Consider the following 15,599-nt stretch of genomic DNA (forward strand, 5'->3'; position numbering starts at 1 on the left):
AGCACACCGCTCAAGAAGGGGTGTGCTCTTTTCATGTTCTAAAAATTACTTTGCGTAACGATAAACTTTTGCTTCAAATGGTCGTAATACTGAACCTTGGTCATCTTTATAATTACTAATCAAAACTTCTGCATTATCAGGTACTTGATAATCACGAGTTTGTTCATATGCAGTAAAGTTATTGATAACTAACAATTCCTCATTATCACCAATACGCTTGTAAGTATAAACTTCTTCATCTTCAGGGTCCAAAAGTTGGTAATGTCCTGTTGTAATGATAGGCAACTCATGACGTAGTTGAATCAACTTTTGATAGTAGTAGAATACTGAATCCTTATCTGCTAAGGCTTCTTCAACGTTGATCGTATCAAAATTATCGTTCATCTTAAGCCATGGTGTTCCTTGCGTAAAGCCGGCATTTTTACTTGCATCCCATTGCATAGGAGTACGAGCGTTATCACGACCCTTATAATGAACATAGCGCAATAATGTATCATCATCTATCAAATGATCTTTATTAACTAGATACTCACGAGCATTTAAAATCTCAATGTCATTAAAGTCATCCCAGCCTAGATTATAAGCATTAGTCATTCCAATTTCTTCACCTTGATAGATGTAAGGGGTTCCTTGCATAAAGTGTAGTAGGGTAGCTGCCATCTTAGCAGAAACGACACGGAACTCTGGCTTATCACTACCATAACGACTAACCGCACGTGGCTGATCGTGGTTATTCCAGTATAGTGAATTCCATGCTTTACCATCAAGTTCATATTGCCACTTACTTAGGTTTTCCTTCAACTTAGGTAGAGAAACACGTTTATCATACCACTTACCTAAAGCATCATCAGGATTACCATCTAATTCAACGTGTTCAAATTGGAACACCATATTTAATTCTTTACCGTCATTTGAGGCATACTCTTTAGCGTTTTCAATATCAACACCAGATGCTTCACCAACAGTCATCATATCCGCATTATTTAGGACCTTATCGCGCATTTCTTGCAAGTATTGGTGAACGCGGGGACCATTCGCAACTGCACGGTTTGAATTACCATAGATATCACCTTCAGGGACCTTACCATCTGGCAAACCATCTGGCTTAGAAATCAATGAGATAACATCCATACGGAAACCATCAATTCCTTTATCGACCCACCAGTTCATCATATTCCAGATAGTATCACGTAACTTAGGATTCTCCCAGTTGAGATCTGGTTGCCCCTCGGCAAATAGGTGTAGGTAGTATTGACCAGTTTTCTCGTCAAACTTCCAAGCTGATCCTGAGAAGAATGAACCCCAATTATTTGGTTCATGACCATCCACTGGATCACGCCAAATGTAGAAGTCACGTTTGTCATTATCCTTTGATGAACGACTTTCAATAAACCACTTGTGTTGATCAGAAGAGTGGTTAACAACCAAGTCCATCACAATTTTCAAGCCACGTTCATGCGCTGCGGCAAGCAGGTGGTCAAATTGTTCCATATCTCCAAACTCTGGGTTAATACTTTGATAGTCGGAAATATCATAACCATTATCCTTATTAGGTGAGTTGTAAACGGGGTTTAGCCAAATGACATCGGCACCTAACTTTTTAACATAATCTAAGTGTTGCTCAACACCTTTCAAATCTCCGATACCATCGTTATTTGAATCTTGGAATGAGCGAGGGTAGATTTGATAAACAACCGCTTTTTGCCACCACTTAATATCTTCTTCCATTATTATTCTCTCCAATCTATTTCTTAATACTGAGTAACTTGTTTTTATTTAATTGTGTTAAATATCATCACGAACCAACCAGATAGCACATCCACCAATAAAGAAGGCAATAGCTGCAACGATAAACATGTTAGCCATTGAACCACCGATAGCAGGCAAGATTAGGAAGCTAACTGATGATGCAACGATTTGTGGAATACAAATGAAGCAATTGAACAATCCTAAAATAATACCATCATGCTTACCATCTAATGAATTCGTTAGGATAGTAAATGGAATTGTAATCAAAGCAATCCAAGCGATACCAAATAGGGCGAAGGCAATGATTGATGTTAACTTTGTTGTCCCAAAGGCGACCATTAGGAATCCAATACCACCCAAAATTAAACTAACTGTATATGCAGGTCGACGTGTCTTCTTAGTCAATCTTGCAAAGAACAAACCAACAACAATCGCAACAACTGAGTAAACTGCTTGTACAATACCGAACCAATTTCCTGCCTCTTGATAACCAGCAGTAGATGGGTCAGTAACATGCCAGATGTTTTCAGCTAGGGCACCTGTAGAATAAGTCCACATGTAAGGAATAGCAAACCAAACAAAGAATTCGACAATTCCTAGTAGCCAAAATTCCTTTGGTGCACTTTTTAGCACATTTAGAATTGAAGCTTTTTCATTTTGTTCTTCTTTTGAAATTTCATGATACTTGGCCATTTCTTCCGGTGTGTATTCTTTAACATTCGCAATAGTAAAGATTGCCGAAAGTGCCAAGATGATTGCTGACGCATAAAATGAAATTTTAACTGAAAGAGGCACTTCACCACGTGGTGCAGTATTTGCAACTCCTGCAGCCGTTAATACGAATGGAAAGACAAAGGCTACCAAACCTCCTAAGCTTCCCCAAACATTCTGCATTGACCATAATGAATTTGACTGCTTTTCATTCGCCATATCAGGAATAATCATCTTGAAGGGTTGTTGTGAAACGTTAGATGCCAAATCCATAAACAATACGGTAACAGCTCCGAACCAAAGCGCAGCCGCTGATCCATATCCAAATCCAAATGATCCCGCATTAGGCAACATTAACATAACAATAAATGAAACAACCGATCCACCAATTAAGTAGGGCATCCGTCGTCCTAATTTTGGTATCCACGTTTTGTCAGAAAAATAACCAACTAAAGGCTGCATGATCATTCCAGCCAAGGGAGGCAAGATGAAGAAAAAACCTAAGTTATTTGGATCTGCACCAATGGTTTGGAAAATACGTCCCATACTACCGGTTTGCATCGAAAATGCAACCTGTGTACCAAAATATCCAAAAGTCATCATAAACATTTGAACTTTTGTCAAATTTGGTAGTTTATTTTTCACTTTTACAGATGACTCTGTTTCTCTCAGATTATCATCTACTACGTTTGTTGACTTATCCATAAAAATCCCCTCACAAATCAAATAGATTATAAAATATTTCGTAAAACTTGTACAAACGTTTACGCAATTCATTGTAAGCGTTTCCAGATATTCTGTCAAGTTGTTTTAAATTTGTAATAATTTATGAATTTGTTGTAATTTGTATGGAGTCACTGGCAAGAGCGTGTATAATAAATACACAGGATACAAGTTAGGAGTTGCTCATGAAAGTCACATTAAAAGACGTTGCTGATGCTGCGAATTTATCAGTTGCATCAGTTTCGCGTATACTGACAAATCGTGGTCGCTACAGCGAAGTCACAGCAAAGCGCGTCAGAGAATTAGCTCAGAAAATGGGTTATTATAAAAATCAAAATGCAGCTGATTTATCTAGTAAAAAAAGTCGCGCTGTTGGGGTTGTTGTGCCACTAATACATACAAATTTCGCCGATGAAGTAATCAAAGGACTTTATGAGGCGACGATCTCATCTGGTTATGAACTATTAATTACATACCTTGATGAAAACGAAGATCATCAATATCAAGTGTTCCAAACATTGCTATCAAGGCAAGTAGGGGCTGTTTTTATGTTGTCTTTGGATATTCCATCATGGATGGTCAATACGCTTTTAGAAGAAAAAATATCTGTCATTTCATTAACAGCTTTGCTAAACGATCAAGTATCGGCAGTTACCTCAGATGAATCCGAAATGATGAACACAATTATTGACTATTTAGTAACTATGGGCCATAAAAATATTGCTTTAATTGGTGATACAAAATTGACAACGATTATATCAAACACACGTCGTACTAACTTTATTAAGTTAATGCATGCGCATGGCTTAACAGATGATAATATGTTTCTCTATGGAACTGATCATACTTACGAGACTGGTTATAACAGTGTGACAACCGACTATGATATCAATCATCTGCCATTTACAGCTGCCGTCGCAACTGCCGATCTAGTTGGCCAAGGACTAGCAAACGCAATGCTTGATCATGGCAAAAAAGTCCCTGATGATTTATCCATAGTAACTATTGACGGACTCCAGCAGACTGAAATAGCTCGTCCAAAATTAACTACTATTCAGCAAAACTTTCCGGAAATTGGACGTGTGGCTATGCAGATTTTCTTGAATTCAGATTCTTCAAACAAAGATCCTCAAGTGATTTACATTCCAACAGAATTAATTCAACGTGACAGTGTTTTAAACCTAAATGCCAAAATATAAACTGAAAATGTGACTCGTAATTAATATTTTAAAAAATTACGAGTCACATTTTTTATACAAAAAGCAACGATAAACAAAAAATTGTCTGGTTTTGTTGATAGAACCTTAATTTGTCAGTATAAATAAAGGGGCAGTAATAACTATTTATTCGTCAAAAAAATTAGTTATTCTAGTTTACATAATATATATTATCGAAAGTTAAATGTTAATGGTATTGTCAAGTATTTGATGCAACATTATTTTTATTGCCGGTTTTTGCATGTACTGTAAACGTTATCGCACCAGTTTTAGTGGCATTTTTTTACATTTTTATAACAAAAATCATTTTAGCAAAATTTTTTGTCTTTATTGACATTTTTACCTTTAATTAATGCTTTGTAACTTTTGAACATAATCTATGTACTATTGTTTGATTTAGACTAGCATTTTAAGGCACACCAAAACGCACCTCATCAAAATACAATTTTAACCAGGTGTTCCTAAAATTTTTGCGATTAATCTAATTGCTGCATTGCTGTTATGTATGTTGTTTACCCATTTGCAATTAGCTAGCTACTAATTGATCGTTACGCTGGGCACGTTGCCGTAAACGCCTAGTCGCGCGTTTAAACAGATATTGTGGTGATTTCTGCTGCTTATTAACGTGCGTTAATGGCTTACTATTAATTTCAGCGACCACTTGATTGACTTGTTGTTGGCTGACATCGCTTAATTGTGTTCCCTTTGGAAAATACCATCTAGCACGTAAATTACGATTGGTACGCTCATTTGTCCCACGTTCATACGGGGCATAACTATTAGCGATATAGAGATCGCCTAAATGGTGTAAGATGAACTTAGTAACGACACTATTAACAAATTCTTGTCCATTATCGCATGTGATTGATTTCACGTATTGACCGAATGATTGTTTAAACTGGACTAACACTTTAAGAATATTCAAAGCACTTTTAGACTTTGCCTTCAAAGCAACTTGAAAACGTGTTTTACGCTCAACAAAGGTCACTAGCAAGGAATCATTCTTTTTCTTTCCTTCCACACCATCCATTTCCCAATGACCGAATACTTTTCTTTGATTAACTTTGGCAGGCCTATCATTAATGCTTTGTCGTTTCCCGATGTATTTATAACTTCCTTTAGGTTGTAATTTGTTCCATTCTGCTGGATAAAAATGACGTTTTTTACGACTATATGTTTTGTGTAGCCGTACTTTATATCTATTTAGCTGTCGGTTAATACTTCGTTTAAATCGACGACCTTGCATCGGTAAATCTTTTTCCGTAACACCAGGAATTTGATTATGATTAATCCAGGTATAAATAATTGTCGTGTTGGAAAATAAACGTTGGTGTTTAGCAACAACTTGACCCGGTGTATAGTGGTGATCATGTATCTCTTCTTTTAAAACTTGTTGTTTATAACGTGTGAGTGATGTTGGCCGGCCGGCATGGTGCCGACGGTTGTTCGCCCTAAACTGAGCATCACGTGCCCGATACATTGACTTAATCAAATTAGTAGGATAATTCAGATTATTTTTAGGTGAATCTTGAGTGCCGCGTCTGACTTCACGAGTAATAGTAGATCGATTAAAATTTAAACGTCGGGCAATATCTGCCAACGAATAACCTTCCTTGAGTAATAATTCAATTTTGATACGTGTTTCATACGTAATTAACATGTAACCAACCCCTCCCTACTTAATTAAATTATACATGATTACCAACAAGGCATATTCTGTAAAGTATTTCTGGACAATCATCTACCTGACCAACTAAAAGCACTGATAGAATACGCCTGAGCACAACCGCTCTTTGGGTAAACAAAAAAGGCCGACATTAGCCGACCAAGAAAGAAACTATTGAAATTTAAAAGCTAATTTACCAGCCTTTAGAATCAGTTTAGCACTAAGTTATTTTACAGTCTTGCTTAACTTAAATACTTTCAGTTCAAAAATATAGATTGGCCTACTTTTATTTTCTTTCATAATCTATATATATAAATCAAGTTAACCTATTATTTCCCAACTGATTCGCCTGTATTTTGCTGTCTGAACTTAAATGGATGCAACCACTTATCTAGTTTTGCTTGACGCGCTTGTTGTGTCAATTGTTGGTGTTTTTCTAAGTCAATTCGGTCACTTTTAAGCCGTTGCTCATATTGCTTATTAAGATCAGCAACTTGTTGTTTCATGCGATCCAAATCTTCTTGCGCCGTTTCAGCTCGAAACTGCCACTTTGAAGCATCAGCTTGCAATTGGACAACCTGTCCTTCCAGGTCAAGCTTCATCTTTTCTAAATGATCACGACGTTCTTCAAGATTAAGCACATTAGCATTTTCCAGCTTGTAACGCTCTTTTTCTGCTTGTGCTTCATCTGATGCTTGTCGTGTGACTAAAGCCTGTTCATGTTCTTTGATAAAGCTTTGTCGACGTTCTTCTAAGCCATTAGCGAGGCTGCGGTAATTATTCGTCAACAATTCGTTTGCCTCTTTTTGGTCAGAGATAATCTCATCAATTACCTTATGACGCTTAAATTCAGCTCGATTATAGCGCAATTGTTGCACTTCCTGCTCGATATATTGCTTTTGTGTCGTAATAATTTGGGCAATCTCGTTTTGGATAATGTGATCACGATCAACTGTTAATTTAACCGTTGTTTTTTCCTTATCACGCTTTAACTGCTTTTCTAATTTCGTTAGCGTTTGTTCATGACGTTGTTCTTCATCCGCCACAGCCTGTTTATAATCAGAATCCAAAGCTTGGATAGACTTACCTAAACGCTCGCCATAATCTTTCGTGTGTCGCTGTTTAATCTGGTCTTTAACTGGTTGTTTGCCAATCCGTGGCCAATAAGTCATTCAGTGGCTTGGTATCTTCTCGAACATCCGCAACATTTTGCGATAAAGTCTCACGATAACTATCTGCAACTTTATCCGCTGCTTGTTGAATAAATGTATTGGCTTCAAGGGTTTCTCGTGCCATCATCACGTCAACGTAATTATCACTTTCTGGGACAACGATTTGTTTAGGGTCAACTGATTTCGTCTTAAAAAATCGTGGTTGTACCTTAAATGCCTTAATTAACTCAGCAATCACAACAGTATTATTTTCAGTAGCAATGTTCTTTGCTGGTGCAGGAACTGATTGCTTTTCTGCCAGATTATTAACAGATTGTTTTGGTGCTGTTTTAGTAGCCGCTTTATGTGCAGTTGGTTGTTTCGCTGGTGTTTTAACCTCAGCAGCAGCCTTCTCTTCAACAGGAGGCACTTCTTTTTTATCTTGTTGATTTTGATCACTCACTTTAACTTCCTTAACAATAAGTCGTTGTGGTAGCAAGTCAAACATTTGATTGGTTTCAACGGCATTAACATATTCGTCGCTAGATGGTAGCTCAGGCATATCGCCATATTTAAAACCAGCGACATCTTGGCTGGCCGTCAGGAACTCTGATAGAGCATCTGCCAACTCGTTATAAGTAACTTGATCATCCAAACGAGTGGTCTCATCATTTAACACTTGGTTCACCATTTCAATGACAAAATTTTCCATATTAGCTTTTACTGTGGCATTTTCCCATGTTAAACCTGTTTCAATCAATTTCTTAGGGTTAGCAGGATTAGGTGTTAGAAAAGTAATACTGCCTAGTTGTACCACTTCACCAGTAGTAATCGCAACATCTTGTTGTAGTTTTTCTGTCAGCAGCTTCAATTCATCTAGTTGAATGTTCGGCCACGTCTGATTCAAATCACCAGTTTCACTAATAATTTGTTGCATGATTGGATTTTCTCGATCTAACTTCGGGTTCACAAACTGCGCTTGATAGGATAATTCAGTATGTTTTTTATGTTTTTTATCTTTTTTCTCCGACTTAAACCAACTCATTTAATTTACCTCCTTTCATATATTGATTAGTTGTCTAGAATGGCCACTGCCAGTTAAAGCCACCACCGGCTCCCGTAACGGTTTGAACAATCCAAGTCACGCCTAATCCTAAACAAAGAATACCAACGATACTTGCTAATCCAATCATGACTTTTTTCGTACCTGAAGCATGTAGCATTTGGTTACCTGACGCCATCATCGCAATCCCTAAAGCAGCACCAATAGCTCCCAAAACCACTGTTAGAAGAATCAAAAAGGTAATGACCTTTGTACCAGTATTCTTAGCTGTTTCCTCCAAAGCAGCTGCGTGGACGATAGTTGCTTGACTATTCACTAATAAAGCTGTTCCCATGGTCACTGCGGCTGCTGATAGCCCACGTGTCCGCCATTTGTTCTTAATCATTGTCATGTGTTGACCTCCAAAATTTTGTCACTAATCCTAGTGCACCTATATATTAACTGAAATAATTAGGGCGATGTAAAAACGCCCCACCCCTCCTTTAGACAAAAAATAAGCTCTCACTGGCAGTGCACACAACCCAGTAAGAACTTATTTTTGTAGATCTAATTGCTAATTTCAGTATACCAGTCCGTAAATTTTTCAACTTAATATAATTATACGCAAGATTATACTTATAAATATAACTATAATTATAATCATCAGTATACTTATAAGTATGTTTTATAAGTATCCATGTTTAATGTACAAATGATTTATAACCGTTCTCTACATTAAGCCGTACGTGATGATTGCCCATAATGATCTCTTGCTGCTTATATTTATCAGCTCGACGCAACAACAATTGTAGTTTATTTTGATTGGTATCCAAGTACCTAGATAAGGTACCCAAATTTTTAAAATACTTGACCTGATCAACAATATATTTGCCTTGACTAGAAGTTAGCCATAACTTTCGACCAAGTTCTTGCGCAGCTGGACTATTTAAATCTCCTTGACCAGCCGCCATAATTTCTGGTATCCAATTCATATAAGCCCCCTCTATAACCGGCAGTTAATCAAATGAAATCGTACTGTCGATTGCCATCTCAAACATGCCTTGTTGCTTGACCTTTGACAATTTATCAGTCTGGCCATCATAAGTGATTTTAAAAACTTTTACAGTATCTTTGCCTTCTTCATCCTCATAATTAAGTTTTTGTGTTGTATAAACCGTTGCCTCTAATTGGCTATCATTAATCTTAGTTGGTACGATTTGATTCTTCACAAATGTTGATTGCAAGCCCAATTGTTTCGTCTTTTTGTACTTATCATCTTTAAATAGTTTTTTATCATCATAAACTGACTGACTAACCACTTTCTTCGTGCCTTGACCCCGGTGATCATAACCTTGTTGGTTATCATAATTAAAGAAGGCACTCATGAAAGTATCCAGTTTCTTTTCTGTTTGACTATATAAAGGCCGTTGACGTTCAAATTTAGAAGTAGCAACTTGGGCTTGTGTCTTTTTTAATTGCGTTTCTTGGTGGACTTGCGCTTGTTTATGTGATGCGCCAGTGTACGCCATGATGCTACCAAATAGAATAGCAAGGGTACTCAAGCCACCACAAATACCGTAAAACCACTTAGTAAATCGTGTCATTGGCGTTCTCACTTTCTTTCACTTTCCCTAATTGAATGGTTTCCACACGTAGTTGTTTCTGATAGGTGGTTAAAGTGACTAAAATTGTAAACTTTTGATTCGAATGACGTGTTTTCGCTTTTTTGTCATCTGAAATACCGCTTGCCTCAATTTCAATCTGTCCGTCGCCCACAACTTCACCGGATGCCATTTTATTAAAATGCAACTCATGATTTTTCAATTTTAGCGCACTATTCATGCCTGCCATACCAGTTACAGCCTCATAAGCATCTTCATTACCATAGCGTTCATCTGTTTCAGATATGTCACCACTAGCAGTTGCTTTATCTAATGCCCGATTGAGAAAATCTAACGTCCGCTTTTGATAAGCTTGATCATTGATTAGTTGTTCGTTACTTTGTGCTTGTTGTTTCACCCGTTGTTGCTGACCATTAATTTGTTTAATTTGCTGTTTGGTAGTTTCTTGCCCGTTCACCTGTTGCTGCCGGTAAACGGTTGCCAAAACGGCAAAAGTTACACTCAATATAACAATCAATCCGGCTAAACTTTTCTGCACGGTCTGTCGTTTCATGATTTACTCCTTTGCTGCGTGAATGACTTTCTCTAACTTATTTAAATTATTAATACCAGCCTGACGATCAATTTCTTTACCATCACGTAAGTGGATAGCGGTTGGTACCTCAATAATGTTGTACTTTTTATATAGATCAGAATCTTTGGTATCAACAACTACATATTCATCTGCTTGTCCTTGTTTAATCGCTTGATTGATTTGACGTACAACTTGCTTACAATCCGGACAACCTGTTTTATGAAAAATTAACACCACATCATCATTGGTTTTTTCCTTAGTTTCTAATACCTGTTGTGGTTGTCTCGTGTCATGATACGTATAATTTTGCCACGTCCAGTAACCACCAATAGCCACACCTAAACTGACCAATAAAATGACAATTTCTTTTGCATATTTTTTGACAATCATCTATTTCACCTCTACTTTTTGTCTTTATCCTCTTGATCAGTTGAAAATGGCCCGGCTGGTATCGTTTGACCCTTAGAAGGAACCGCTTGACGAGGTACTTTTGATAGGTAATCACCACCACTCACTAAACCATCTGATTGTGGCGCAAAGGCTGGTTTCTTCTTGTTGACCCCAAAATGAACGTGAACACCAGTTGCTAAACCAGTTTGACCTTGATGCGAGATATGTTGCCCTTTATGCACCGTATCACCCTTGCTAACAACAATGACACTTTGTGAAGGTGCGTGCCCGTAGTAGGTATAACTCCCATCATTATTTTTAATCACGACGTAGTTACCACCCGTTGAATCTGATGTTTTGGCATATACCTTACCATCAGCGACGGCATAAACATTACTAGCTTCACCACTTTCTTTAGCCCCAACGGTTTGAAAATCAACACCATAGTGTGGACTACCACCAGCTCCCTGATAATTAGGATAGCCACCCGTGATATTATATTTACCTTTAATTGGTAAACCAGAACTTGTTCCTGTTGAAGGTGGACAATTATTAGGATTTAATGTTGCACCACCGTTAGCGGTACTAGCATCACCACCCGTTAAATCAGTTAAGCTACCAGAAAAATCTAGTTTAAAAACCGACTTAACTTTTTGTGCAGTGGCCAATGTTTGTGTTTGTTTACGTTGCGGATCAGAAGCTGTTAATCCTTCAAAGTTCACATCCCAGGCCTCCAAAGAATGTGATAAATCTGCGTTGTGCATGTGTGATAGGGTGGCTGTATGCGTTGTTTTCAGCTCTTTAATAGCTAAATCAACCTGAGAATCCACATTATCTTTTGTGTCTTTGTAACGATTTCCATTGATACTACCAGCTCCCCATTGCCAAATCCCCCTAACTTGACCACTAGGATTGACGGCTTTGGGATTAAATTGACTTTCACGTAAACCAACAGCCAATGCGGCAGCGATATTGTCACCACTCATATGTAAATCATTTTTAAATTTATCGGCAGCTTTTTGCATCGCTTTGTGTTTGTCTGACTTACTATCTTGCCAGTCACCCCCAAAGCCTTCTCCTGATGGTGTCTCATTGTTTTCGGTGTAGCAGACATTACCATCATCACTACCACCAGATAATAGACTAATAATCACCAAGAAGAAGAAAAACAAGCCACCCAATATTAAACCGATTGGCACGATATATTTCGCCCAAACCAACCAACGCATACCAGTTTTAACCGCTTTAGCTGTTTTAACGACTTGCTGGCCTGATTTCTTTAGGTCGGGTTCCTCCTCATTCATTAACTATCCTCCAATTGCTTGTACCAATAGCAAAATGCCTAAGATTAGGAAAATAATCACCACAACTATTAATAATCGGATTGTTCGACTGACCACTGCTGGATCACGTTGTGGCCAATCACCGGTCTCTTTATAAGTTTGATAATCGTTTTCGGCCTCAGACCAAATATTCTTTGGCTTATAACGGTCTATTTTCTCCTTGATAGGCTTTGATTGCTTTTCCTCTTCTTTTGGTTCTTGCGCTTGCTTAAACCCCATCCTAAATACCTCCTCCGTACATCTTCAATTCTTCATCTGTTGGTCGGTAAGCCGTGATAAAGATTGACTGAAAACCACGTAAAATCAACAAGAATTGACCAACTTGTAGCATTGGTAAAGTATTTAACTGATCAGCAGTTGCATCTGAACTACTGGTAACACTGGCGTATCTGTTTTTATCATCCTCTGGCAACCGACCGATATGATGATTTTGGAAACGATTAAAGAAGTCAGCCATAGCTCGTGTCTCTTCACTATCTTGTTGTTGACCTGTCGGTAATACGTTCTTTAATCCGGGGAAAATCATAAACAAACCAAAGTAGTTCTTACGTTGCTGCTGCATCATCTTATCTGCAAAGGAAATTCCTAACGGGTTCGTATAGTTAATCACATCGTCTGCCTCATCCTGAATCCACCAAAAGTATTTAGGAGCAGCTGTTCCATCAGCAACCGTTTGTTTATTAAATTCTCCTGCTTGTTCACGCTTTAATTGATGGTATCCATTCATAACAACGTATGAGTTCATCAGCGACATGATACTAAAATATTGTGCCGCATAAACTTTGGCGTCCCATTCTGCCATACCGGAGGTATCAAACATAATTAATTGTTCATCAGATAAGTCAGGCACATTGGTATGACCATTAACTTTGGAACCATATTGATTGAGTAGGTTTTTTAAGACCATGATGATATTTTCCAAACGAGAACGATTGTCTGCTGTAAAATCACGTGAGTTTAAAGCACGGGCTTGTAGATAACTGATAAAGGTTTCCAAGGTTGGATAAGCATTAGCATCTAAACCAATAATTCGTAGTTCTTCGGGGTGATCTTCGGGTGAATATGACCACATTTCCTGATCTTCAATGTAGAATCGCCGCAACTCATCCATAAACAGATTCAGTTCACCAACGTTAGCCTCTGGATTCAACGTAGCATAATATGTTTTGACCTTTTCGACATGTTGCAAAAATGAGTTAATCTTATCAATATGTCCGTTTTCGTCTAGGACTGTTCCAAAGACATGAAAAATATTAACGCGGTTTTGTGAGCCATCCATCGTTAGAATCAGGCCACCTAACTGATTAACATGTGGAAAATATCGGCGGGTACGATCAAATAACCAAATCGTGTCACCACGGGCAAATAGTGGATCTAATTGTTGGTGCATCCAAGTTGACTTCCCTGAACCTGCGTCTCCAATAATTAAGTTATAAGCGGTCGTACGATGCTTACCATCAGAATGACTAGGATCAAAGGTGACTTCACCACCTTGGAAGGTTGTCGCTAGGTTAGCACCACGAGAATCTGCCAAGAATGTTTGGTTAAACGCATATGTACCAGCCAAAGAATAAGCCTTCATTGGAAAACCTTTATCCTTCAATGCTAAATTTTGTACTTTCATCGCCGGTACAAAGAATTGTCGTAAATGATTGGCCATTTCACCTGCGTAGACCATTGATTTATAGTTACTTAGTCGTTGCCGAAAATCATCTAGTTTCGTTCGTAACTGTTCAATTGTGCGCTCTGTAAACAGTACCCGCACGTATAAACGTTTATAAACTTCTTGCCCATTCAACGCATCGTTTAAATCAGCCATATTTTGTTGGTATTCATTGCCTGCCAGCATTTTTCGTTGATCATTCTGCCATTTATCACCTAGGATTGCGTTATTGGCATTTGCAGCGTCTTGTAAGGCTTTTTCGACCTTATCACGACTTTCTGTACCAACCTTTAGCATTGTAATGGTGTTGTCCGTATCTAGTAGATTACGGAACCACATTTGTTGTTGGACTTCTTTTGGATAATCGTAAATGGTGACAATGGTACCGACACCATTACCAAAATGAATAAAATCTGAATGATAAATTGTTGGACTTGGATTTTGTACTTCCCAAATTAAATCCAAGTCGTATCCTTGATTACGTAACTTTGCAGCGGTACTGCGTTTCATAGGCTCCCCCTTTTAATAGTTATTGGTTAAGTTGTTGCGTTGGATCTTGCAAGATTTTTAACATTGTTTTCTTCTGACTCAGTGACATTAATTGTGCTGTAATAGCACGACCACCAGAACTAATAAATATTTCTCTAGCGGTACGGGCTTCTGCCGCCGAATCACCATAAATAAATGCAGTATATGATTGGTGTTTGACGTTTTCTGCTACATTTCGCAAGCTTTCTAATTGGCGATTAACTAATTGATAACGGATTTGTAACTGACGATAACGATGATTATCAGTGGTGGCGGCCATTTCTTTATCAATACTTGCACGAGTCGCTAACCAAGCCCGTTGCTGGATTGTTGTTTCAGCTGACATACGAGTGATGATAATATCAAAATCACTCGTGAACGTGTTTAAGAGCAAATGATAATCACGAATGATATTTGAGGCGCCCTCTGAACCCACACCATACACGAAATCTAAATCTTTCCCATAGATGGTAAGCATATCCATATAGCCAGCATCCTTTTTATCTTCGCCGGACAATACCAATAAATTATCTTTGCCTTCAAATCGCTTGAAAGGTAATAAATCTAATAGCGAGACTTGCGGCCGTTGTAACTCTGCCAGCTGCTTAATGGATAACTTATTCTTTTTCTTTTGCTTAAATCCCATCTAGTCCTCCTTTTCTAGCGGTATACATTTCATAGACCCATGTAAGCTTTGTGAGCTAACTGTTTTTGGCCCACGAACAAAAACTTCATCTAACACTAAACTGTTTGGGTTACTTGGTGCTGGTAGAATTGCGTAGACAGCTGCAAAAATCATCACACAAACAAAGGCCACTTTAGAAAAAGTTAGCTGGTAGGAAAAAGCTTGCGATAACATGATATAGGTGAATAGAAAGAATCCGCCTAACACTGCCAAACGTTCAAAATTTAAAAATAGAAATCGTGGGGGTTTTTGCCAAATATTGTTATCTGGTGAAAATTCCCGATAATTATAACCGTTCATTTTATATCTCCTTTTCGGTCAGTCCATTGTTGTTCTTTTGATTAACTATGGTTATCGTAACTGAATTTAAAAGGGCAATGTAAAAATGCCCCACCCCTCTTTTAGTCAGTGATTAAAAAAACCAAGCAAATTAAGTCACTTGGCTAATGAGTATCTTTATAAGAATGTTTAGTAGTATAATGTTAATTATACTTTTGCGTATACTTATAAGTATAATGTTAAGTATGTTTAAAGA

The 15,599-nt window shown here is 37.9% G+C and carries 16 protein-coding genes; 1 reads left to right on the forward strand and 15 read right to left on the reverse strand.

Going from position 1 to position 15,599, the window contains the following annotated elements; genetic code table 11:
* Window positions 1-45: 45 nt before the first annotated feature.
* Both FFM62_RS00860 and FFM62_RS00865 read right to left on the reverse strand, forming a co-directional pair.
* Complete coding sequence (locus FFM62_RS00860; protein ID WP_115470447.1) at window positions 46-1,728, reverse strand: glycoside hydrolase family 13 protein; 1,683 nt, start codon at window positions 1,726-1,728, stop codon at window positions 46-48.
* A 57-nt stretch (window positions 1,729-1,785) separates the two neighbouring features.
* Complete coding sequence (locus FFM62_RS00865; protein WP_115470448.1) at window positions 1,786-3,165, reverse strand: SLC45 family MFS transporter; 1,380 nt, start codon at window positions 3,163-3,165, stop codon at window positions 1,786-1,788.
* A 203-nt stretch (window positions 3,166-3,368) separates the two neighbouring features.
* Here FFM62_RS00865 and FFM62_RS00870 point away from each other — a divergent pair, with 203 nt between their 5' ends.
* Window positions 3,369-4,382, forward strand: coding sequence for a LacI family DNA-binding transcriptional regulator (locus FFM62_RS00870; protein WP_115470449.1), 1,014 nt, complete (start codon window positions 3,369-3,371; stop codon window positions 4,380-4,382).
* Between the two features lie 544 nt (window positions 4,383-4,926).
* On the opposite strand, the gene FFM62_RS00875 is transcribed toward FFM62_RS00870, so the two are convergent.
* From FFM62_RS00875 to FFM62_RS00935, 13 genes are all read right to left on the reverse strand, one after another.
* Complete coding sequence (locus FFM62_RS00875) at window positions 4,927-6,060, reverse strand: IS30 family transposase (RefSeq protein WP_115470450.1); 1,134 nt, start codon at window positions 6,058-6,060, stop codon at window positions 4,927-4,929.
* A gap of 335 nt (window positions 6,061-6,395) precedes the next feature.
* On the reverse strand, window positions 6,396-7,238 hold the full coding sequence (locus tag FFM62_RS00880) for a hypothetical protein (protein ID WP_115470451.1): 843 nt from the start codon (window positions 7,236-7,238) through the stop codon (window positions 6,396-6,398).
* The gene (locus FFM62_RS00885) at window positions 7,201-8,262 is read right to left on the reverse strand and encodes a hypothetical protein (RefSeq protein WP_115470452.1); all 1,062 of its coding nucleotides are present in this window, start codon (window positions 8,260-8,262) and stop codon (window positions 7,201-7,203) included. The genes FFM62_RS00880 and FFM62_RS00885 overlap by 38 nt, the downstream gene beginning before the upstream one ends.
* A 34-nt stretch (window positions 8,263-8,296) precedes the next feature.
* Window positions 8,297-8,671, reverse strand: a complete 375-nt coding sequence (locus FFM62_RS00890; RefSeq protein WP_115470453.1) for a hypothetical protein — start codon at window positions 8,669-8,671, stop codon at window positions 8,297-8,299.
* A 289-nt stretch (window positions 8,672-8,960) separates the two neighbouring features.
* On the reverse strand, window positions 8,961-9,251 hold the full coding sequence (locus FFM62_RS00895; protein ID WP_115470454.1) for a hypothetical protein: 291 nt from the start codon (window positions 9,249-9,251) through the stop codon (window positions 8,961-8,963).
* A gap of 24 nt (window positions 9,252-9,275) precedes the next feature.
* Window positions 9,276-9,863 carry a hypothetical protein gene (locus FFM62_RS00900; RefSeq protein WP_115470455.1) on the reverse strand — a complete coding sequence of 196 codons (588 nt, stop codon included), beginning with the start codon at window positions 9,861-9,863 and terminating at the stop codon, window positions 9,276-9,278.
* A complete protein-coding gene (locus tag FFM62_RS00905; RefSeq protein ID WP_115470456.1) occupies window positions 9,847-10,434 on the reverse strand; it encodes a hypothetical protein in 588 nt (195 codons plus the stop codon). The genes FFM62_RS00900 and FFM62_RS00905 overlap by 17 nt, the downstream gene beginning before the upstream one ends.
* Before the next feature lie 3 nt (window positions 10,435-10,437).
* Complete coding sequence (locus FFM62_RS00910) at window positions 10,438-10,845, reverse strand: thioredoxin family protein (RefSeq protein ID WP_115470457.1); 408 nt, start codon at window positions 10,843-10,845, stop codon at window positions 10,438-10,440.
* An 11-nt stretch (window positions 10,846-10,856) separates the two neighbouring features.
* Complete coding sequence (locus FFM62_RS00915; protein WP_240005888.1) at window positions 10,857-12,149, reverse strand: phage tail tip lysozyme; 1,293 nt, start codon at window positions 12,147-12,149, stop codon at window positions 10,857-10,859.
* A gap of 3 nt (window positions 12,150-12,152) precedes the next feature.
* Entirely contained in the window at window positions 12,153-12,407 is a 255-nt protein-coding gene (locus FFM62_RS00920) for a hypothetical protein (protein ID WP_115470458.1), read from the reverse strand.
* A 1-nt stretch (window position 12,408) separates the two neighbouring features.
* Window positions 12,409-14,361 carry a putative type IV secretion/conjugal transfer ATPase gene (locus tag FFM62_RS00925; protein ID WP_115470459.1) on the reverse strand — a complete coding sequence of 651 codons (1,953 nt, stop codon included), beginning with the start codon at window positions 14,359-14,361 and terminating at the stop codon, window positions 12,409-12,411.
* A 19-nt stretch (window positions 14,362-14,380) separates the two neighbouring features.
* Window positions 14,381-15,025, reverse strand: coding sequence for a hypothetical protein (locus FFM62_RS00930; protein WP_115470460.1), 645 nt, complete (start codon window positions 15,023-15,025; stop codon window positions 14,381-14,383).
* On the reverse strand, window positions 15,026-15,364 hold the full coding sequence (locus FFM62_RS00935) for a hypothetical protein (protein WP_115470461.1): 339 nt from the start codon (window positions 15,362-15,364) through the stop codon (window positions 15,026-15,028).
* Window positions 15,365-15,599 lie beyond the last annotated feature (235 nt).

This window comes from Weissella thailandensis, from assembly GCF_005405465.1.
Lineage (GTDB): Bacteria > Bacillota > Bacilli > Lactobacillales > Lactobacillaceae > Weissella > Weissella thailandensis.

What these genes read in the sequence shown, in the direction of transcription:
- FFM62_RS00895 (WP_115470454.1), bottom strand. Translation starts at nt 9,251, where the DNA reads ATGAATTGGATACCAGAAATTATGGCGGCTGGTCAAGGAGATTTAAAT.
- FFM62_RS00900 (WP_115470455.1), bottom strand. Translation starts at nt 9,863, where the DNA reads ATGACACGATTTACTAAGTGGTTTTACGGTATTTGTGGTGGCTTGAGT.
- FFM62_RS00915 (WP_240005888.1), bottom strand. Translation starts at nt 12,149, where the DNA reads ATGAATGAGGAGGAACCCGACCTAAAGAAATCAGGCCAGCAAGTCGTT.
- FFM62_RS00930 (WP_115470460.1), bottom strand. Translation starts at nt 15,025, where the DNA reads ATGGGATTTAAGCAAAAGAAAAAGAATAAGTTATCCATTAAGCAGCTG.
- FFM62_RS00885 (WP_115470452.1), bottom strand. Translation starts at nt 8,262, where the DNA reads ATGAGTTGGTTTAAGTCGGAGAAAAAAGATAAAAAACATAAAAAACAT.
- FFM62_RS00880 (WP_115470451.1), bottom strand. Translation starts at nt 7,238, where the DNA reads ATGACTTATTGGCCACGGATTGGCAAACAACCAGTTAAAGACCAGATT.
- FFM62_RS00905 (WP_115470456.1), bottom strand. Translation starts at nt 10,434, where the DNA reads ATGAAACGACAGACCGTGCAGAAAAGTTTAGCCGGATTGATTGTTATA.
- FFM62_RS00890 (WP_115470453.1), bottom strand. Translation starts at nt 8,671, where the DNA reads ATGACAATGATTAAGAACAAATGGCGGACACGTGGGCTATCAGCAGCC.
- FFM62_RS00920 (WP_115470458.1), bottom strand. Translation starts at nt 12,407, where the DNA reads ATGGGGTTTAAGCAAGCGCAAGAACCAAAAGAAGAGGAAAAGCAATCA.
- FFM62_RS00935 (WP_115470461.1), bottom strand. Translation starts at nt 15,364, where the DNA reads ATGAACGGTTATAATTATCGGGAATTTTCACCAGATAACAATATTTGG.
- FFM62_RS00910 (WP_115470457.1), bottom strand. Translation starts at nt 10,845, where the DNA reads ATGATTGTCAAAAAATATGCAAAAGAAATTGTCATTTTATTGGTCAGT.
- FFM62_RS00865 (WP_115470448.1), bottom strand. Translation starts at nt 3,165, where the DNA reads ATGGATAAGTCAACAAACGTAGTAGATGATAATCTGAGAGAAACAGAG.
- FFM62_RS00860 (WP_115470447.1), bottom strand. Translation starts at nt 1,728, where the DNA reads ATGGAAGAAGATATTAAGTGGTGGCAAAAAGCGGTTGTTTATCAAATC.
- FFM62_RS00925 (WP_115470459.1), bottom strand. Translation starts at nt 14,361, where the DNA reads ATGAAACGCAGTACCGCTGCAAAGTTACGTAATCAAGGATACGACTTG.
- FFM62_RS00870 (WP_115470449.1), top strand. Translation starts at nt 3,369, where the DNA reads ATGAAAGTCACATTAAAAGACGTTGCTGATGCTGCGAATTTATCAGTT.
- FFM62_RS00875 (WP_115470450.1), bottom strand. Translation starts at nt 6,060, where the DNA reads ATGTTAATTACGTATGAAACACGTATCAAAATTGAATTATTACTCAAG.